At 48.4% G+C, this 19,875-nt stretch carries 10 protein-coding genes and 8 pseudogenes; 9 read left to right on the top strand and 9 right to left on the bottom strand.

The genetic code is table 11. From position 1 onward, the window contains the following. Window positions 1-11: 11 nt before the first annotated feature. From AM1_RS29740 to AM1_RS29725, 4 genes and pseudogenes are all read right to left on the bottom strand, one after another. Window positions 12-3,623, bottom strand: coding sequence for a non-ribosomal peptide synthetase (locus AM1_RS29740; protein WP_012166726.1), 3,612 nt, complete (start codon window positions 3,621-3,623; stop codon window positions 12-14). Between the two features lie 7 nt (window positions 3,624-3,630). Then, complete coding sequence (locus AM1_RS29735; protein WP_041661143.1) at window positions 3,631-5,181, bottom strand: 3-oxoacyl-[acyl-carrier-protein] synthase III C-terminal domain-containing protein; 1,551 nt, start codon at window positions 5,179-5,181, stop codon at window positions 3,631-3,633. 258 nt (window positions 5,182-5,439) lie between these two features. After that, window positions 5,440-6,519 (bottom strand): helix-turn-helix transcriptional regulator, encoded by a 1,080-nt coding sequence (locus tag AM1_RS29730; protein WP_049783862.1) that lies wholly within the window; start codon window positions 6,517-6,519, stop codon window positions 5,440-5,442. 363 nt (window positions 6,520-6,882) lie between these two features. Beyond that, window positions 6,883-8,015 (bottom strand): annotated as a pseudogene (locus tag AM1_RS29725) (transposase). A 46-nt stretch (window positions 8,016-8,061) separates the two neighbouring features. Here AM1_RS29725 and tnpA (AM1_RS40145) point away from each other — a divergent pair. Continuing rightward, window positions 8,062-8,455 (top strand): annotated as a pseudogene (gene tnpA / locus AM1_RS40145) (IS200/IS605 family transposase). Window positions 8,456-8,842: 387 nt separating this feature from the next. On the opposite strand, the gene AM1_RS29710 reads toward tnpA (AM1_RS40145), so the two are convergent. Next, window positions 8,843-9,607 carry a thioesterase II family protein gene (locus tag AM1_RS29710; RefSeq protein ID WP_012166719.1) on the bottom strand — a complete coding sequence of 255 codons (765 nt, stop codon included), beginning with the start codon at window positions 9,605-9,607 and terminating at the stop codon, window positions 8,843-8,845. 301 nt (window positions 9,608-9,908) lie between these two features. Here AM1_RS29710 and AM1_RS39020 point away from each other — a divergent pair. Together AM1_RS39020 and AM1_RS40135 are read left to right on the top strand one after the other, a co-directional pair. Further along, window positions 9,909-10,016 (top strand): annotated as a pseudogene (locus AM1_RS39020) (DUF4277 domain-containing protein); the annotation flags it as partial. A 623-nt stretch (window positions 10,017-10,639) separates the two neighbouring features. Further along, window positions 10,640-11,193, top strand: a pseudogene (locus tag AM1_RS40135) (ATP-binding protein); the annotation flags it as partial. Between the two features lie 180 nt (window positions 11,194-11,373). On the opposite strand, the gene AM1_RS29700 reads toward AM1_RS40135, so the two are convergent. The 3 genes and pseudogenes from AM1_RS29700 to AM1_RS42470 all read right to left on the bottom strand — a co-directional run bounded on the left by AM1_RS29700 (window position 11,374) and on the right by AM1_RS42470 (window position 15,918). After that, window positions 11,374-13,107 (bottom strand): hypothetical protein, encoded by a 1,734-nt coding sequence (locus AM1_RS29700; RefSeq protein ID WP_012166713.1) that lies wholly within the window; start codon window positions 13,105-13,107, stop codon window positions 11,374-11,376. A gap of 345 nt (window positions 13,108-13,452) precedes the next feature. Next, window positions 13,453-14,883, bottom strand: a pseudogene (locus AM1_RS29695) (IS1182 family transposase); the annotation flags it as partial. 31 nt (window positions 14,884-14,914) lie between these two features. Beyond that, a pseudogene (locus AM1_RS42470) lies at window positions 14,915-15,918 on the bottom strand (ISAzo13 family transposase). Between the two features lie 371 nt (window positions 15,919-16,289). On the opposite strand from AM1_RS42470, the pseudogene AM1_RS29680 reads away from it, so the two are divergent. The 5 genes and pseudogenes from AM1_RS29680 to AM1_RS29670 all read left to right on the top strand — a co-directional run. Next, window positions 16,290-16,854, top strand: a pseudogene (locus AM1_RS29680) (ATP-binding cassette domain-containing protein); the annotation flags it as partial. A gap of 210 nt (window positions 16,855-17,064) precedes the next feature. Then, window positions 17,065-17,190: a hypothetical protein gene (locus AM1_RS44085; protein WP_012166706.1), complete on the top strand. Its 126-nt coding sequence runs from the start codon at window positions 17,065-17,067 to the stop codon at window positions 17,188-17,190. 6 nt (window positions 17,191-17,196) lie between these two features. Then, window positions 17,197-17,823, top strand: a complete 627-nt coding sequence (locus AM1_RS29675; RefSeq protein ID WP_012166705.1) for a class I SAM-dependent methyltransferase — start codon at window positions 17,197-17,199, stop codon at window positions 17,821-17,823. 83 nt (window positions 17,824-17,906) lie between these two features. Beyond that, window positions 17,907-18,038 carry a hypothetical protein gene (locus tag AM1_RS44080; RefSeq protein WP_012166704.1) on the top strand — a complete coding sequence of 44 codons (132 nt, stop codon included), beginning with the start codon at window positions 17,907-17,909 and terminating at the stop codon, window positions 18,036-18,038. Continuing rightward, a complete protein-coding gene (locus AM1_RS29670) occupies window positions 18,008-18,292 on the top strand; it encodes a hypothetical protein (protein ID WP_041661141.1) in 285 nt (94 codons plus the stop codon). The genes AM1_RS44080 and AM1_RS29670 overlap by 31 nt, the downstream gene beginning before the upstream one ends. Window positions 18,293-18,546: 254 nt before the next feature. Here the strand turns inward: AM1_RS29670 and AM1_RS29665 are convergent, their stop codons facing one another. Beyond that, a complete protein-coding gene (locus AM1_RS29665; RefSeq protein WP_012166702.1) occupies window positions 18,547-19,170 on the bottom strand; it encodes a TMEM165/GDT1 family protein in 624 nt (207 codons plus the stop codon). A 416-nt stretch (window positions 19,171-19,586) separates the two neighbouring features. Here AM1_RS29665 and tnpA (AM1_RS39010) point away from each other — a divergent pair. Further along, window positions 19,587-19,796, top strand: a pseudogene (gene tnpA, locus AM1_RS39010) (IS200/IS605 family transposase); the annotation flags it as partial. Window positions 19,797-19,875: the final 79 nt, after the last annotated feature.

Genomic DNA, 19,875 nt, shown 5'->3' with positions numbered 1-19,875 from the left:
TTAGCTAACCTCTACCGGAGATTTCTTGACTTTTCCAAGCGGGTTTTTAGACGATTTTTCCCCTGTGCTAACTGTTGATTTCTGGACACCATCTGGCTTTCTAGTTCAAGGTCAGGCGTTGTCTGGCTCAGCCGCTGAGCGATCGCCTGCACAGAGGAATAGCGGAATAGATCAATCAGCGAAATCGACCGCGTTTCTTCAGGCAACTCCTCCACCAGGGCCCGATACACCTTGGCTAGCAGCAACGAATTGCCCCCCAGGTCAAAGAAATTGTCGTGAATCCCCACGTTTGGGATGTCTAGAATGGTTTGAAAAATAGTTGAGATCGCGGTTTCCAATTGATTTTGCGGAGCTACATAGGCCGTATTTACAGACTGAACGGAGATCGCTTGCGCTTGTAGGGCTTTACGATCGACTTTGCCATTGGCAGACAGCGGCAGTGTCTCTAGGAAGACAAACGCCGAGGGCACCATGTGAGAGGGGAGCTTCTGAGCCAGAAAATCCCGCAGTTCCTCCAGCGAGGGAGCGGTGGACTGGGGCACCACATAGGCCACTAGCCGTTCTGGATGGTGATCGCCGATGCCGCCTACCACTGCCGCTTGCACGGCTGGATGCTGGAGCAGTGCGGCTTCAACTTCACCCGCTTCGATTCGCAGCCCCCGCAGCTTAATTTGGAAATCAATACGACCCAAGATTTCTATGGTGCCATTGGGGCGATAGCGGCCTAAATCCCCTGTGGCGTAAAGCCGTTCGCCAGTATACGGATGCGTGATAAATTGGTGATTTGTCTTTTCCTTATCCCGCCAGTAACCCTTGGCAAGCTGCACCCCAGCGCAATACATCTGCCCTGGCACCCAGATCGGGCAGTCCTCTAGGATTTCGTTCAAGATATAGTACTTGGAATTCGCTAACGGCTGTCCATACGGGATGCTCGCCCAGTTGGGATCAACGGTATCGATCAGATAGCCAATATTCCAAATGGTTGTCTCTGTCGGCCCGCCAATGCTGAAAATTTGGGTATTGGGAGCGATCGCCCGCAGCCGATCTGGCAGCGACAACGGTAACCAATCTCCCCCTAAAATCGTCAACCGTAGAGAATCTAGGGGATTGATTGCCTGGGCTTCGGCCTCATCGATCAGCATCTCCATAAAGGCAGGCACCGAGTTCCACAGCGTCACCCGTTCGCGAGCCATCAGGGTTAGCCAGTGGCTCGGATCTTTCACCGCTTCGACATCCGGCATCACAATCGCCCCCCCAGCACTGAGCAGACCAAAGATGTCGTAAACCGACAGGTCATGGTTGAGTGCGGTCAGCGCCAGCATCCGATCCTGTTCCCCCACCTGAAAACGCTGATTAGTATGGGTGATCACGTTGACCACATTACGATGGCTGATCATCACCCCTTTGGGCGTGCCCGTCGATCCAGAGGTATAAATCACATAGGCCAGATCATCAGCCGTTTGCACTGAGGACAGCGGTTCCAGGTGCTCCGATTGCTTTGATTGATCTACCTGCGCCAAATCAAAATTAACATCAACACCATCTGATTTAGATCGAAAATCTAAGATCGAAAATCCAAAATCAGAACCGTCACGGCTCCAATCATCGACACATAGGCAGTGAACCCTATCCGGCCAAACTTGCTGTTCTAGCCAGCGAGTTTGGGTGAGGACGATGGCCGCCTCGCTGTTGTCCAAAAGAGCCTCCAATCGGCTCTGTGGTAAGTGCGGATCGAGGGGAACGTAGGCAGCTCCAGCCATCAGCACACCCATGACAGCTACCACCTGCTCCCAACCCTTGTCCATTGCGATTGCTACCAGTTGATTAGGAGTCACCCCCATCTGACGCAAGTGATATTCAAGCTGATTGGCGCGGGCGAAGAGATCCTGATAGGTCAGCGTCTGCTGCAAGGTAATTACTGCCGGAGCCTGGGGTCGCAGGCGTACCTGAGTCGCGAAGAGTTCGTGCAGCAGCGCGTCTGAAATGGGAGCATCAGTTGCGTTCATCAACGCTCGCTGCGTTTGTTGGTCCGGAGGTAGGAGCGTTCGTGAAACCCCTCCGTAGGAGGATCGCTTCAATGGTTGCCCCGATTCTGTCCAACTAGATGCTGAGCGAGCCAGGTGCCGCAGCCATCGTCCATATGCGGAAAACATATCGTCAATCAGCCCGTCTGGAAACAGGCCATCCACCACATCCCAATTAAAGGTCAGTTCTTCGTTCTCTTCCCAGACCTGCATATCCATCCAGGCTTGTGATGCCTGACTGATGCCATAAACCCGCTCACCAAAGTGGCTGAAGGTGAGGGTTTCCTGTCCCAAGGAGCGAAAGCCCAGGGTGCTGGTGAAGATAATCGGCATAACGCTGGGGGCTGTCCCCCGTCGTCGCGCCAACTCTCGTACCACTCGCACTCCACTGAAGTAGCGGTGTTCTAAGTCTTGCCAGAGCTGCTGCTGTAGCCGCGCGGCTCGCTCGGTAAAGGAAGCAGGGACAGACTGATCAACCGCCAGAAGCGTGACTGACGTAAAGTCTCCCAGCAGATCGTTCACCTGGGGATGCAGAGGTAAGCGATTAAATAGGGCCAGATTAATCGTGAACCGAGGACTCTGACTCCACAGAGAGATGACATCAGCAAAGGCAGCTAGCAACAGCCCGGATGGAGTGATCCCAGCCTGCATTGCCCGCTGTTTGAGCTGCTGCCAGTCGCTGCGCTGGAGGTGATCTTCATGGCGATGGGCACGATGCTGCTTCAGCTCCTTGGGATGTCGAGCTAACGGCAGGTCGGGGGCAGGAGGCAGGCTGTCGAGCCGATTTAGCCAGTAGGTTTGCGATCTCAGATACAGCTCCGTTTTCTGTAACGCCTGCTCGGCCAGCACATAGTCCCGAAAGGTCAGCTCCAGCGGTGGCAATGGTACATCCGGCGTTTTGTAGAGTTGCACCCATTCATCAAACAGTCGAAACAGACTCCAGGCATCAAACACCTGCAAATCGTAGCTAATATGCAGCCGCACCCGTCCCCCATCCAACTGCGTGGCGGAAAACTCAAACAGCGGCCACTGGTCAGCGGGCACAACCTGATGGGACAAGCGATCGCGAATTTCTGCTAAGGCGCTGTGAACCGCATCATCGCTCTGGCCCCGCAGGTCAACCAGGGGCATCTGGTAGGGCGGCAGCGTTTCCAGCACCTGTTGCCGTCCATCCGGCAGAATAATCGCTCGCAGCATATCATGGCGATCGATCAGAATTTGCAGTGCCTGATTCAGCCGCTCTAGCTCTATGTTTTGTCCATCGATCTCGTAATAACCGTGATTTGCTACCGTTCCCAGTTCCAGCACCCCGCTACGACCGACCCAAAAGGCGTACTGCATGTCGGTCAGGGGAAAGGGTGCATAGCGCTGGCTGGGATCAGACACCAACGTCGGCAGTTCTGTCGCAGAGCCATTTACCTCCCCCGCCGCCGGCAGTTGATTGAGCAACCGTACAATCTCAGCCTTATGCTGACTCAAGGCATGACGCAAGTCTGAAGTCATCACTCCTTGCGGCGCATCGACTTCCAGCAAACCTTCACAAGTTGAAAGCTTGATGCCTTGCTTTGAAAGTGTGGTGAGTAGCGAATGTAGCTCCATATCACAATCACAAACGTAAGGTTTCTCGGCTGTCAGCACAGGTCTCAGCGTGAGGATCAGACGGCAACGCCCGTAAGACCGACAGTTCTAGCTGATTTAAGATGTATTCTGCGAGGTGGGCGATCGTGTGTTCGCCGAAGAACTGCTCCATTGGCACTCGCACCTGAAGATCCACTTCAATCTGGCTTTTGAACGTGAGCCCCATCAGCGAATCCAACACTGTCGCCAATGGCTGATCAGGGCTGAGCGATGGTGCCAGAGCCGGGAGAGATCGCCTGATCCAGTCCAGCAGATAGGTTTCTACCAGTTGCAGTCGGTCTTTTGACACCGCCGCCTGCACCATCGCCCTAGACAACGTAAGTATGGGTGCCACCGTTTCCATGTCTGATGCGGTAACGGGCAGAGACGTTAACGATGAAGCCAGTCGCACTGTTTCCTGCTCTGGCGTAACGCGGCTGGGGGCAGTGGGTTTTGGCCCCAGCGCCACCTCGCCCCAACGCATTACTGTTGCCGCGGCTGTTGCACCAGCCCCGTGGGTGTAGACCAGCACCAAATCATCTTGGTATAACCGACCGGACTCAGCCGCATGATACAGATTGGCCACTGCCAGCACCGGGCCAATATTGGCGTAACGCGGATAGAGATTCATCACTCGTTCCGGCGGGATGGCTAAGGCGCGGGTGCAGACGCTGGCATACCAAGCCGTCGGCGTGTTGAACGCAAACAGGCTAATTTGATCCAGACTAATCCCTGCTTTTGCCGCAGCACTTTCGCAGCAAGTGCGGACACTGGCAACGGCTGTTTCAGCGATCGCCCCCGCACTCTCGCCAGTACGCATTCGCAGTTGGGGCATTCCCTGATCGTTGGTTACAAATTCGTAGGCATATGCGCCACAGGTGTCAGTGGTACTCATCACATGAGTCGCGAGAACCCCCTGCTGATCGGGCTGTGCCGTAACGATGAACGACCCTGCACCATCTCCCATCGCCCACGACAGAGTATCAGCCGGATCTACAACTCGCGATCCAAAGTGGGAAACGATGACGAGCACAGTGCGATACTCGCCAGCCTGCACTAGCGATCGCACCGTTTGCAGGGCGACCAATGCACTGGAGCAGGTCGATTCCAGCGTCCAGGCAGGACAGCGCAACCCCAATTGCTGAGCCAAAGCTGGGGCATTACCTATGCCCATCGATTCTGAAAAGAGCGTACTGGCAATCATCAACTCAATATCATCAGGCTGAAGACCTGCCGCCGCTATGGCATCCTGAGCAGCCTGACATTCGATCGCTCGCGGCGACTCCTGCACTGCCAACCTGCGTCGCTCGACATTGCCGCGAAACGGATCGCTGAGATAAGGTGCAACTTCCTGTGACCAAGTCGCCAAGTCCGATTCCGCATCCTGATCAATGCCAGGTTGAGGTTTTCTCGGCAACCGGACTCTTGCCTGGGCCTGAGCTGCCAACTCAGGAAATGCCTCACCCCAAGCTTCTGGAGTGTGAATTACACTCGGAAACTTTACGGCAAGGGAACGGATACCAACGGCTTGATTCGTCATACGACGACTCCAACGTAGAGCAGCGGGATGAACATCATGTGGTTCAAAAGGAGCTAGCAATGAGGAGCGTTGCCCATTGCTAACCCTGTAGCGAATAGAGCAACTTCCTCACATCTTTTCGGTGGCAGCAAAGCAAATAAGAATAATTCTCAAATACTTCTTTGCAAATCATAGGGGACAGACGCTTGGCTTTTCTTTGCAAGCCGGACTTTTTCCTTTGCCAACCGGACTTTCTGCGAAGACACCGAGCTTACACCTTCAACCGTGCATATAATTTCGTTGGCTTAACTGATATCCTTTGGGGCTGATGTCAAATTTTCGTCGGAAGGCCGTACTGAAAGCCTCTGGATTTTTGTAGCCTACAGTTTTGGCAACCCAAGCGATCGATAAGTCTGAGTCATGGAGTAACTGCTTAGCCTGCTGCATCCGGTAGTCTTGCAAGTACCCAAAGACAGTTGTCCCAAACAGTTGACGAAAACCCTGTTTGAGCTTGCGATCGTTCAGCCCCACCTCGCGAGCCAATTTTACAAGTGATGGAGGCTCAACTAACCGTTCAATTAGAATTTCTTTGGCATGATGAAGTCGCCCTAAATCTTCTGAGCGCAGTAGCACCTTTTTAGTCAGCTTTTGCTCAGAAATGACTCCATTCGCTTGCCAATGGGCAAACTGTAGGGTCAAAAGTTCTAACGCTTTGCTTTCAAGATAAAGCTGCTCTATCACGCCATGATACGGACAGTGAAGAATTTGCTGGAGCACCTGATACATAGCTGGGGTAACATTGCCAAGGTTTTGGTGAAATCGTAGATCGGCAACTGGTTTCAAGCTCGCTTGTTTGAGAAACTGTAATGGTTCTGGTAGAGTACTATCCGCCCACTGAAATGCATGAAAATAGTCCGTTTCTGCATAAACCATGACGATTTGCGTAGGCTCTTTGGCCTGCCATTCTTCGACTTCGATCATATCCGGCAGGTAGTAGAGATAGTGACTATTGGCTCGTTCTTCATATTCAGCTTGAATGCCTGAAAAACCGCGGGTTTGAACCCTAGAAGATCCCGATAGATAAAACTTTGCTGTTAAGGGAAACTGGGAGGTGTGCTGCTGCACCATTCGAAGATTTTGGTGCAGAGTTGCATTACGAATATGAAGAGTTAACCCACCTCGTAGCTTAATGACGCGATCACCCCCATCTCCCAATACTTTAGGAAGATTGAATTGCTCATGCAGCTCTGTTTCCCAGAAGATTGATTCACCCTCTTTTTGAGCCTGTTGAAGTAACTCAATCAATTCTGCTGAAGTCAGCGTATACGTGTCACAGGGCGAAGAAATGCTCACTGTCATTGCAAATGCACTCCAGTTAATTGCAAGTCATTCTTATTAAGTTAAGTTATACACTAGACTTATTACAATAACCAACCGATCTGTTTGAATAGGAAGTATTTTGAGGCTGAAAAGGTTACTACCCAATCAACCTAATTAATTCCTGGTAAATCTCTGGCAAAGCCAGAGGACTTGCAGAGTTTGATAATTCCAGGAGTCTAAGAAAGAGTCTCTTCATTATCCTAAACACGCTAGTCCGAAACTACGCACTTTCAGTGCGAGACTTTAATTGCTATACAGCTCTTATGCAGGATAGAGCAGCAGCATCCAGAAGTCTATGGTCGAGAATCTTCGTGGGAATCATACCGTCACCCGCTTAACTGTTCATGTTGTATGGCTCATATCTTGCACCAAGATAAATGGAGGTCCAGCCCCAGTTGCTGCATGCGAGGTCTGAGTTGTTCGACATCCGCAATCAACGTCATCACCAGTAGATGGGGGAACCATAACTCCATCGCTAGTCGAGCAGCTTGCCCCCATTCCGGTAACCTTGACCTAGCAGTGGTGAGATAGGCCCAATGAGCTAACAAATAGGCAATCATCGACAATACCAACCATCGATACACTCCCGTCAGTGTCCCTTGGGCAAACCGATCTAAGCTAAACCGATGCTTGGCTGTCTTGAACCATCCTTCAATTTGCCATCGTCGTCTCCCCCATCTGGTAATCGTGCTACCCTTCAAAGGCTTTGTGGAAAGCACATACCGAAGTTCTCGTTTGCCATTCTCTCGTTTCAGCCAAAACCAAGACACCCAAACCGGAAAACTCAAACCGACCAAGCGCGCCTGCTGTCCCCGATGAGATAGTTGAGAAATGGGTCCACCCGCTTGCTGTTTTCGGTCTTTACGAACACCAACGATAGTGGAATATTCCAGGTGTTTCGTTCCTTCTAAAAATTCAATGCTGCCAAAGGCTGTATCGGCTAGCACCAATATCTGAAATCGCTCCTTTAAGGAATGGGGTAATCGCCGAAGCAACTGTAGTCCCAATTGAGCAGGAGAAGGCGTGTCTTTCCCTCGATAGACCCTAAAGTTCCAAGGTATACGCCATTTCCCCACGACTAGATACATCACGACCAGATGCAGTCCTCGTTTGCCGTGATACACCCGTATCAAACCCGGCATGGCTTTGAACTTGCCTGTTTTCTCTAGGGTAGTTAGGTCTAGAATCACTTGTAAGTAGGGCTGACGTCCTGGCATCCTGACCTTCAATAGTCGTTCAATGGCTGCTTGACGTACCGCACGAATCACTTGGCGAGTGGGCCATTGATACTGATTGAGAAATCGACTGATGGCACTGGCGGATTTCACTTTGCTGTGAGCGGGTAAAGATTGACCGGTTGCTTCTAAAAACAACTCCAATAAGGCTTGTAAGGTCTCTTGCTGATAGGGGCTCGGCATCAGATGGAGCAAGGTGTAGACTAGCCCTTGGGCGTGGGCAAGGATGTGTTTTGGCATGCTTGTTTCTATATAACTGCACGCCCTTTTCTCATAGTCAGGACCCTTGGTGCAACATCTCAGATGGGTTACCAAGTATCGTTATCAGGTGCCCAAAGGTGAAGTGCAAAACTGATGCCGTGAGTTGCTCATCCAGATATGCGATGCAGAGGATATCCGCATACAAAAAGGCGTGATCAGTAAAGATCATGTCCACATGCTGATTGAATATCCTCATCAAATCGATCGGTGACATAGTGAAGCGTTTGAAAGGACGAACATCAAGATGTCTTCCGCAGGAGTATCAAGAGTTAGAGAAGCGATATTGGGAGAAAAATTTGTGGTCGATAGGCTATGGTGCCTGGAGTAAGGGCAATATCAGTGAGCAAATGGTAGAAGAATATTTGGAGCATCACCGTCCCGTGTCCAATAACGATGTAGATACGTTGATGCTGGAGTGAATCAGGACTTTAGTCCTGAGAAGAATCGGACTTTCAGTCGATAAATAACCTCTGTACTTTCAGTGCAGAGTCTCTTCATTGTGATCCCCATTGAGCGGTCACAATGAAGAGACTCAAATGAAAAATATTGGTCTACCAGCATAAACCGAGACACTTAGAGAGATGACTGCAAGCTAAAAAACGCTGGAACATCCGGCAGTTTAGGCTATGAAATCACTAATTTAAGATCCTTGAGGGATAAGGTTGCCCGGCTTAAGTTAATACCCCGCAAGAATAGTAGTTTCAGGTTTCCTCTTAGGAACTTGAAACAGCCCTGAGTTACTCGTTATAACGGGGCCTCTATTGATGAATCCCTTGCTGGTCGAGACTTTCTCGATTGAGGCATTGTCATACTCCGACTAAATCTTGCAACGCTGCATTGAGTACCTGCAGCAGCGAGGATTGAGCTGAATGGACGAAAAAATGATCGCCAGGAAATCGGTAGAACAAAAATTTGGATTGGGTATGGCTACGCCAGGCTTTGATCTCTTCTGCGGAGGCTTTCCAGTCTTCTGCACCTCCAAACGCTGTAATTGGGCAGTCCAAGAGTGGACGAGACCGATACTGATAGGCTTCCAGCAGCGCAAAGTCGGCTCGGAGGGTGGGCAGCAAAAGTTCCATTAGCTCAGAGTTTTGCAGAATGGCTTCTGGGGTGCCATTATAGCAACGTAGGGCATTGAGAAAATCGGCTGTCGGTAAGGTGTGAATCGGAGGCTCATCATCGGGAACGTGAGGGGCGCGATAGCCTGATACAAACAGATGCAGCGGGGACAAATCTTCTTTCCTCAGAGCCTGGGCTAATTCGTAACTGATCAATGCCCCCATGCTGTGACCAAAAAAGGCGAAAGGTGGTTTTAGATAAGGCATTAGAGCCGCTTTCAGGTCTTGGATTAGGCATTCCATGCGATTGCAAGGCGGTTCTGCCAGTCGTGTACCATGACCTGGGAGTTCAACGGCATACACATCCACCCCGTCTAGTACCTGATTGGCCCAATTTCGAAAGACAAAAGCATTTCCACCAGCATAGTGAAAGCAAAATAGCCTCAAACCCGCGTTGGACCTAACCGTAATAGCTTTAATCCAGTGATTCAATTTGGGGGAAGGAGAGAACATCAATTTATTTGTATAAGTTATCTGTCAGCATTTGTTGTTCGAGTTCCTCAAAATAAAGTTCGGTGCCAATTGGGCCAGTTAAGCTTAGACAGAGGTTGGCCCCAAACAAACGAAACTGCGATTTACTGCCATTTTGTATATGCACAAAATATTCACTTGGTTAGTAGATTAGTTCGACTTAAGATTTCCTTGAAACCTAGATTGGATATGCAGTATGCCATTTCGATTCAAAATCTAGCCTACATTCCGCAGGTGATTGACATGAGGGGATATTTTTGCGGTTGTCCCTCAGAGGTAGGTCATGTCTTCAACTCAAGAGATCGGCTTTCAGAATATTAATCATCTCGGCATCATTGCAGGTATAGTCGATGAGATTGGCATCGTTAAGATTATTGATCAGTTGTTAGGGACTCATGTACAAAAGCATGCAACAGCTTGCGGAAGATTATAGACGCTTCATATACTGATGGACCAATCAAATAATTCATGCAATGATTCCACGACCCCTCGATAGGAAGGATAGCAGATCAACACCAAAGCCAGAATTAGTTGGAACATCCAAGTTTTGGTGATCGGCAGATAGAACAGTACCTCGTCATCTCCTTTTTCGGCGAGAAAGGATTCATCTAACGCTTGTGGGGCAATTGCTTTCTACCCATAGACGAACTTGCGACTGGTTTGATTCTCTCTAGTAATACGAGCAATGGGAATGGATCTTGATAGTGCCTAAATACCGATATCTTTGCGGATCTTTGGCGGAAGAGTGGCTGCAATTGCAGGAGTTGAAATCATACGTGAGGATCAATTAAGGGAAGTGACATCAAGTTTTCAGATTACCTTGCTCGTTCCTGACACTGTGACCCGGTTTTGATCCATGCCAATAAGTGAACGCTGCTTGAACGAGAGATGGTGAAGTCCTTTTCATCGAGAAAAGAACAACTCAGTCCTATATATTGCAATTGAATCGCCCTTAAATGAAGGCTCTACGCCAAAGCGCTTGCCCTACAACTCCAAAGTCTCCTGCTCAATGGCTTGCTGGAGGTATGGCAACAGCAACAAGCCCAACCCACTTATCAAGATCTCTCTTTTGATGAACGCTTGGCCCTCCTGGTCGAGAGTGAATATCTCAGGCGACAAAATCAGCGTATGCACGGCGGCTCAAACAGGCTCAGTTGTTTACGAATGCAGCCCTGGATGATGTCGATTTTCAGGTCAAGCGGGGGTTACAGAAGGCTCACTTTCTCCAATGGGCGCAAGGGCAATGGTTGACCAAGCATCTCAAGATGATCATCGGACCGACGGGCGTGGGTAAAACCTTTCTCAGTTGCGTCCTTTCAGAACACCTGTGTAGACAGGGAGTGAGAGTGCGCTATTTCAAAACGGCAGAGTTGATTGGTCAACTCAAGATGGCCAAAGTGGATTGCTCATTCCTGAAACTGCGCAAACAACTAGCAGCCTTTGAGTTGGTGGTTTTGGATGAATGGTTGAGAGACCCTCTCAGTACCCATGATGCGAGAGAAATACTCGACTTCCTAGATGAGCGGTACCGACGAGCCTCCTGTTTGTTTGCAACCCAATCCCAATGGCATCAAAAGATTGATGAACCGACTCTAGATGACGCTATTCTTGACCGGATTGTTCCTGATTCTATTTGAGTCACCCTCAAAGGAGAGCCGATGCGAAACACCAGCTCACTCTAATCACGTGATTTGGTCTTCACAGGTACTGGAAATGACTTGTCCACGAACAAATCAGGAAGTAAGCAACTATAGAACTTTGCGTTCTGCTTGTGGCATACGCCGTAAACGCTTGAAAGGCTTGGGGCTTTGGGCTGGATTTACAAGCAAGGGGGCTTGCTTCAATCTACGTGTTGTTGAGGAGTTGCTTTCACTTTCCTCTCGCGTGGTGGTGGTTACCCTCCCACCTTCCCGTGTCCGTTGTAGGTTTTGGGCTTTCTCCGATTGTGGACCACCGGAGTGGAAACTTGATGTTTCCAAAATTTCATTTGGTGTGGCACTAGAGTCACACTCTATGAATTCTATCACGTGATTCTCTCTATCAGCAGCTTTTAACTGGATAAAACTAGTAAACTGGCCTAAAGCAGCTTCTCTGACTTGATTATTAATGATCCGCTGTTCTTCTCTTCCATTCTTCAAATATTGCTCAGTCTTCTTACTTGGTCGCGGTAATGGTCGAGCAACAACATCTTTATGACTGAATTTTTTTATCGCCATGTTCTGATTGGCATCCACTAACCAACCTGCAATATAGTGCTGTCTGCTCCTCTTTGCTCTTGTTTTCCTTTGCTCAGCTAAGCTAATTTTCTTCTGGATTCGATGCCAGTTCTGAGAGCCTAGTTTCATCTTTGATTGCTTCTGCTTTAGACGATTGATCTTGTTGGTCAACTGCGATAAGTCTGGATGTTTGACTTTCACTCCATTGGTTGTGTGACATAGCAGATTCAATCCCATATCCAAACCAATGGGTTCTGGTCTAGGATTGCCTTGATTGACAACTGAGCGCACCGTGATTTGTAGGTAAAATTTATCCGCCTTCCGGCAAATCCTAAATACCCCAGGAGTGCATAGGTCATTAATTGCCTGATTTAACTCACGCTTAATGGCCAACTCTCGTAACTTTGTAATTGCGAATGAGACGTTGCCAGTTTTTTCGATAGCATGTTCAGCGTGTTTTATAGCTTTTTTAATATCCCCAAAAACTTCCTCGGGCATCGGCACACCTTGTTCTAACCAGTGAGCCACCCTTAACAATGCATTCCTTTCAATCAGCTTCTTTGCTAGTTCAGGGTAATGGTCAGGATGCTGCTCCATATGTAACCGCTGTCTATCCATCACACTCTTCAATCGGGTAGAAAGGGCAGGAACACTAATCCAACCTAACCCTGGAAGTTGCAGATGATCAGTCGCAAAATCGATTTTAACTAGAGAACGGAAGGATTCACACGGAATTGTATTGACACGCGCATACTTTCCTTTATAACGAGGTCGTTTAATTTCAGGTCGAGTTTGGTCTAAGTAGTTCGCCCAAGCTTTGAAGACCACTAGGCCAATAAAGTCGTTAACGTAGACTTGGGGTATATCCCCCAAGTTTTTGTAGCGTTTGCGGGCAAAAGACTTACGCAAGTCTACAGGGCTAAAACCAGCTATTAGAGGCACAGTGAGCCAGTGGGGCTTGACGAGAGTACAAGCAGGCCGATGTTCGATATTCGCTTCGTCCCAGGATTTGCTCTTGTCGAGACGAGTCTTTATCCTGCATTCACAGGACATAGACCACTCTCCCCCTAACCGGTTGACGTTTAGTTGAACCGGGATATTGTATTCTGGGTCAACCTCTCTCACTTTTTGTAGTCGGTTGTAAAACTGCCTCCACTCAAGAAGAGCAATGCCGCGATTGTAAACATGTTTGAGTATGTCCATCCAATCAGTAACTTTTACCTGCTGGGAGGAGTCTAGATAAAGTGGAAATTCTATCGTTTTCATGAACCTCTCTCACAAATTTGTGTCTCAAGATCCCTGAGAGCAATATCTAATCAGGGTCCCAGACATATTTTTCCAATACCTATAAGAAATATTTATTAAGTAGCCCAGCCTTGAAAAGCTCAATTAGATGAAGTTGAATAAATCTACTCACACTATCGTATAGGCTTTCCAATAGCAGCGCGATGTAGCAAGTCAAATGTTTGGGGATTAATCAATCTCCCCAATGAGTGGAGAGCCTTCTCTCTTAGTGGAGTTTGTCCCACTATCCCCAAGTAAAAGAGTCCTTGACTCCGGTCACAATAGCATTGATCCACTCCCACCTGCTTTAGCGGTGGGAGTGGATCAATCTTGTTGATATTCAGACGTTGGTTCTCGTTGTCGAGCCTGCTGTAGTGCCTTGTACTGTGCTTCCGGGCGAAGGGTCACTGCCCGACGCTGTCGTTGACTGCGAGTGCATATATGTAGGCTTGGAAAAACCGAGCAATCAGAAGCGGCAAATTTAATCTTGACCACCTCATTGTTTCGACCATCAATAGCAGGTGTCCAAGAGACACTCGATTTTCCTTCAGGACAAGTCAGTGATTGGTTTTGCCAATTTACCTTAAAGTCGTCAGCTGCAAATCCTTTGGCTTCCTTCGCCTGCCACCGAAGGTTGGTTCGGGTTGGCCCCAGTAAATCGACCTGATATTGCTCTTGGGCGGTGACTAAAAGTTCAACATCAAGATAGCCAGTATCAACAATGTGTTTGCTGGAGAGCAATGTGTTGTTCGCAAGTGAAGTATGAATAGAGTCCGTCATATCCCCATCAACTGGTGCTGCTGTTGTTTCAACATTCGTAATCAGGTGTAGTTCGCCCGGTTCACAGGTCTCACTCAAATGGGCTTTGTAGCCTACCCAGGAAGTTGTGTGTTTCTTAGCATAATGGGCATCAGGTTCGTAAGGAGAACTAATCATCACTGAGGCAGGAGGGGCTTCTTGTTGTGTGCGCCAGATGATGCTGAGCTCACAGCAGTAGTATTGTTGAACCCAGACTTTTCGCAAAATTTCCACTGCCAGAATTTGACGTAACCACCTTGGGCTGTTGCCAGCAAGCACTGCATTTAGCAGCTCTAGCCCGTCTTTCCCGTAGAGTTCTGCTTGCTTGATTCTCTGGCTTTTGGACTTGGGCAGGTGATTATCTTCAATTCGCTCACTGTAGCGGTCTGCCCACTCTGGTTGGCTATGGGCGATCAGCCAATCAGGAGCGGCGACAGCCAAGGCATTTAATGCCGCTCGTAATGTTTCTCCAGCACACTCTAGGCGAGTCACTGCGCGAATAGCAGCCAATACATGGGTTGAGTCCGTTCGTTGGCGACTGCGAGGTTTTAGCCACCCTCGTTCCTGGCAAAACTGTAGGAGCTTTTCAAAGATAAGAGATTCGACTCCTGCTGTAACTAAGCGGGTTCGGAATTCACTGAGCACAGAGTGGTTAAAGCCCACATCACTCAAGTCCAAGCACAGTAGGTACTTCCAGTCGATGCGACTGCGTACCGCATCAGCAGCCTGGCGGTCCGTTAAGCCTTCGAGAAACTGTAGGATACTCACTAACGCAAGTCGCCAAGGGGATTCAGCTGGTTACCCCCGAACCCCAAAGAAATCTTTGAAATCCTGATCGCTAAGAAAGTCACTCAGTGCATTGGCCATCGTAATGCATAGGTTTCCTTTTGGGAAAACGGCATGAGCAATTTTGTTAGTTTCAGCTGGTACAACATATTGAGCTTGCAGATGAAGTGACATGTAAGGTGATTTCCTGAAAAGAAGCCCCGTACTAAATTGGATGAATTAGGATGTCCCACTTGGGTAACTGAGGATGTCTCTCCAATCGTTTCTCAATGCCTTTCATTGCTTGTTTAGTAAGCGAAATTCCTGTTTCATAAATCTTCTGTGTCACAGTTACAACGGGGTGATTCCCCTTCCAAGTCATGGTGCTAGCCCATCCCAACAGGGTATCAACATCGGTTAATAAGGTTCCGTTCCAGTGTTGCTCCAAAATCCCCCAACATCGCTCAATGGGGTTGTACTTGCTGTGATAAGGCGGATAGTACAGGAGTTGAATAGCGGTGCCGATGTGATCGCTAAATGCCACCAGTCGATTGAGGAACTGAGTGCGTACCCCACTATTCTCAGGACCGTTATCCAACTTGATCTGGATGAGCTGCAGGGTTTGCTGTTCGGTGGGGGCCAGGGTGTTCCACCAATCCTGGAGATTATCGACCATAAAATCGCTCGTTTTGTGAGAATGGCCAAAGATGATGTGTAACGTATCGGTGTCCTCCTCTAGGATGCCGCAGGGAATATATTTTGGCCCACTCCCCATATCGTGATCACAGGCTTTCGTTTGGGTTCGAGTCTTGCCCCGACGAGAGGACTCCCCTAGTTCAACGGTGGCTTTGCAATCGATGCTCAATCGTTTGACGGTACCGTCATGGTCTTTCAGGTCTTTGTGTTTGAGATTGGCAAAGATGGCATCGGTTTCCGGCAGTTTTTTGGGGGTTTAGCTTTGAGGACACGGCGGAGTCGATAGCCTAACCGATTCAAGACGACGGCCATGGTACTCTTTGCCGGTACAGACTTGGGGGGAAATCCTTGCGCTCTCAAGTGGGTGATAGCGGCAGCCGCTGTTAAGCGGGTATAGGCAGTTGAGCTGGAAAAGGTGGGGTCTTGTTGGCAATGGGCTTCTGCAAGCTCCCGTAAGGCGGTTGCGACCTCTGGGTGAAGGTCTTCCCAACGTTTCCTGCCACAGAAACCCGACTGAGCACCCACACAAATCATGCCTGTTCGCTTCTCACCTAAACCTGTTGCCACCGTATTTCGACCCCAGCCAAAGATAATTTCTGTGAGATTGGGGTTCCCGTCACAGTATTTGAGGGCGATGTCTGCCTGGAAAGCCCGGCGGCGGGCTCCTGTCATTTTCGAGGAGGCAAATTTCAGATCTTCAAGTTGATTCCAGGTTAATTGGTCACGCATGCTCAGAGTTAGATTCAATGCATCACTATTACATTCTGTGGTCAGAAGTATGTGAGGTCTTTCCTAGAAATCGCCTAAATGCCCCCACTAGAATTGATTACAGCTCATTGTATGTAGTTATAAAAATGCCCCTTTCATGCGTTAAGGAGTATTTCGCCACCAGTATCAAAAGCGGACAAGATCCCATTTTGATTGACGGTATGGACATCCGTGAACTCGACCTTTGTTATCTACGACGATGCATCGGATAGGTCAGTCAAGATATCTTTTTATTTCATGGCACCATCACCGAAAATATTGGCTATGGAAGTTTTAGCTCAACCCATGAACAGATTATTCTGGCTGCTTAGTTAGCGGAAATCCATGAGTTCATCAAGCAGCTATGACATCATCGTCGGAGAACGCGGACAGAAGCTTTCTGGAGGACAGCGACAGCGAATTGCCATTGCCCGTGCCATTCTCAAAGGCCCACCGATTTTGATTCTGGACGAAGCCACCTCAGCCATGGATAACGAAATGGAAGCGGCTATTCAGAAATCATTAGCCAAGATTACACAAAATCGGAAAACCATTGTAATTGCCCATCGACTCTCAACGATTCGTAATGCTGACTGTATCTATGTAATAGATGGTGGACAGATTATAGAACAGGGTATTCATTCTGAATTACTGGCCCTTGATGGAGTCTACGCCAGGCTATGGTGGGTACAATCGGGCACAGATTTAACAATGCCCATTTAGCCCAAATATGCCACTGATCCAGGATCTATTGCGTCGATTTTCAGTTCCTATTAGAAAAGAACCGTTTGGCGTACAACAGATTCACAGTAGGTCATTTATAATTGTGCATACACAGTTGAGAAAGATTTTCAATAATTTATATCCTTGAACTCAAAGGGAGAGTCCATCTATTTTTCGATAACTAGACCTCTACGCTGTAGGAGAGGAATAATGATCAGCCCATCTGAGTCTAAACTGACGGGCGTTCCCCGTACGATGCTGATGACCACTCGTGCTCGTGTTGAAGAGCACCAACGTTCTGATGCCATCTTTCATGACCCAAAAATAATGGAATAGTGGTCTTTGCTCCAATGGGATCCTGAATTAGATATCTTCTATAGTGGTTCACTAGCGCAACTCACTTGGGCTGTACGCGCTCATCTATTCGACCAAGTTACCCAACGGTATCTAGCCAGTCATCAGGAAGCGATCACCATTGAGCTGGGAGCAGGGTTGTCAACCCGCTACTATCGCGTGGGACAAGGCTACCGCTATTGGCTAGAGTTAGATTTACCCGAAATAACCACCCTTCGACGCCAGCTAGATACAGAAACTGACCACCATCGATTCCTCGCTCAATCTGCACTGGATTTCACTTGGATGGACGAATTACCTGGAAATCCTGAAAATCTGCTGATCATTGCAGAAGGATTGCTGATGTATTTCGAAGAAAACCAAGTACAGCACTTAATTGATCAACTTCGCCACCGACTTCCAGGTGCAACGCTTGTATTTGATGCATTGGGTGGTACTTCAAATAGCAAAGGAGCCAAACAGTTGGCTCAACTCGGTGCCCCCTTGAACTGGTTTATCAAAAATGAACAGGACATCGCAGCGATGGGATTGTCCCTCACAAGTGTTCAATCCTTGATTCAAGCAAACTGTCGATATCCGCATCGCATCGGCTTTTTCGTCGGGTCCCTTGGCTGAGTAAATTACCGCCCTTACGCAATGCTTGTTTGATTCTAGAAACAACCGTTTAGCCATAGCCCACCCTAACTTTGTGATGGATTATGCTCACTATTGATGATAGCCGCTGGCCCCTTGTCTCAACTCGTTTTCGAGGACTTGGCACGCCTGAAGAGATGGCGCAATTCTATGCCTGCTTCGAGGAATGGTTGGCGAAGGAAGAACCGTTTCCTTAGTGCTGCAGCGGGATAATGCTGAAGCGGCAGAGAAACAAGGGAAATCACCTGAAGCCAAGCAAATCCGCAAAGAGGGCATTGATTGGACCAAAAAACATAAGCCATTGATTTCTGAATATTGTGCTGGTGTGGCTATGGTCCCCGATTCCGCTAAGCTCATTGCCCTGTGGGGGCCAATGGTGGCCAAGGTCACTCAAAATTTGTATGGCTGCCCTGGTAGAGTCTTTAGCTCTCTAGGAGAAGCCAATCTTTGAGCGACAAAACAGTTGGGTGTACCTGTGCAGATAGAGACAGCTGCTCCCCCATCTCCGGCCATCAGCCGATTGATCTTCCAACAACGCTGGATCTTGTAATTGCCATGGATTTTGGCAGCGATCGGGGTTGCTTTAAGACTTATTCTCCATTATTGCCGCGTTTTACTAAGTAGGACCAGCGGGGTCATTCGAACAAAAAATTACGGTTTTGAATTTAAGGAATTCTCATTCTCAGTATCCCTCAGCGTTGCGGATCAGGTCATCTGCTGGATAACGACGATGCCGAATATCAGAAATAAAACACCACCTATGGCAGTGAGTAAACGCTCTGAAATCTGTCCGGCAATCAATTTTCCACAGACGACTGCAATTGCGGCACAAATAGCATGACCCAAAACAGCTCCCAAAAAGACACCATAAGGATTTTGGGCGGTTGCTAAAGTAATCGTCGCGACCTGGGTCCGATCCCCCCACTCCGCCACAAAGGTCAAAGTAAACGCTTCCATCCATACCGCTCTGCCTGGACAAGCAGTAACGCCCTGCTCCCGACATTGGATAGCCTCTAATGCATCAGCTTGCTCATGAATCATCCTCTCATTGCCGGACATTCGCATCGCGTCGTTGAGCAGCTTGAGGCCAAAGCCAAGAAACAAGACCACCGATATTCCTTTAACATACTGCTGAGGAAAGACTGTTGCTACCTGCCCAATCCAGACCGACAAGGCCGTCATTGTAGCCAGAGCGACGGTTACTCCCCCATAAACCCAGCGTCGTGGGTGACGCATCGCTAGAATGGCACCGATAAAAAAAGTTTTGTCACCCAATTCTGAAAGCGTAATTAGTAACAATCCGGCTGTAAATCCAGGCAAGAGGCTCATTTGCTGCTCCAGTACTGTATTGCATGAGCAGGCATGATAGGTATTTCCAAAGACCCCATCAAGCCCACTCTTGTTGTGGACTTAATGAAGGTCTCGCTTGCAAACTAGAAAATTCTAAATTGCCGTCTGAACCAGGCTTAACACCAGTATGTTGACTCAGACGATGGGCCTTGTTCGACTAAAGCTACTCCCCTTCGTTTGGAACGATAATAGCATTATTTTGCTGAATCAAGATCATAAAAAAATCAATAAATAGTATTAATAATAATTCAGTAATTTCATATTTGTCTCACTTTTATAGTTGACAGGTTTTTCATTGTCCTAAACACGCTAGTCCGAAACTACGCACTTTCAGTGCGAGACTTTAATTGCTACACAGCTCTTATGCAGGATAGAGCAGCAGCATCCAGAAGTCTATGGTCGAGAATCTTCGTGGGAATCATACCGTCACCCGCTTAACTGTTCATGTTGTATGGGTCACCAAGTATCGTTATCAGGTGCTCAAAGGCGAAGTGCAAAACTGATGCCGTGAGTTGCTCATCCAGATATGCGATGCAGAGGATATCCGCATACTAAAAGGCGTGGTCAGTAAAGATCATGTCCACATGCTGATTGAATATCCTCCATCAAATCGATCGGTGACAATTTCCTACATTTTTCGAGTGCTTGTGATTCCTGTATCATATGAGTGAAGTTAAATTTTCT

Source organism: Acaryochloris marina MBIC11017 (assembly GCF_000018105.1).
GTDB classification, from domain to species: domain Bacteria; phylum Cyanobacteriota; class Cyanobacteriia; order Thermosynechococcales; family Thermosynechococcaceae; genus Acaryochloris; species Acaryochloris marina.
This window is presented reverse-complemented; position numbering and strand designations above follow the sequence as displayed.

Bases quoted from the DNA above. Each gene is read 5' to 3' on its own strand.
- AM1_RS29710 (WP_012166719.1), bottom strand. From the start codon at position 9,607: ATGTTCTCTCCTTCCCCCAAATTGAATCACTGGATTAAAGCTATTACG.
- AM1_RS29740 (WP_012166726.1), bottom strand. From the start codon at position 3,623: ATGGAGCTACATTCGCTACTCACCACACTTTCAAAGCAAGGCATCAAG.
- AM1_RS29735 (WP_041661143.1), bottom strand. From the start codon at position 5,181: ATGACGAATCAAGCCGTTGGTATCCGTTCCCTTGCCGTAAAGTTTCCG.
- AM1_RS44080 (WP_012166704.1), top strand. From the start codon at position 17,907: ATGCTCACTATTGATGATAGCCGCTGGCCCCTTGTCTCAACTCGTTTT.
- AM1_RS29700 (WP_012166713.1), bottom strand. From the start codon at position 13,107: ATGAAAACGATAGAATTTCCACTTTATCTAGACTCCTCCCAGCAGGTA.
- AM1_RS29665 (WP_012166702.1), bottom strand. From the start codon at position 19,170: ATGAGCCTCTTGCCTGGATTTACAGCCGGATTGTTACTAATTACGCTT.
- AM1_RS29670 (WP_041661141.1), top strand. From the start codon at position 18,008: ATGGTTGGCGAAGGAAGAACCGTTTCCTTAGTGCTGCAGCGGGATAAT.
- AM1_RS29730 (WP_049783862.1), bottom strand. From the start codon at position 6,519: ATGACAGTGAGCATTTCTTCGCCCTGTGACACGTATACGCTGACTTCA.
- AM1_RS44085 (WP_012166706.1), top strand. From the start codon at position 17,065: ATGATCAGCCCATCTGAGTCTAAACTGACGGGCGTTCCCCGTACGATG.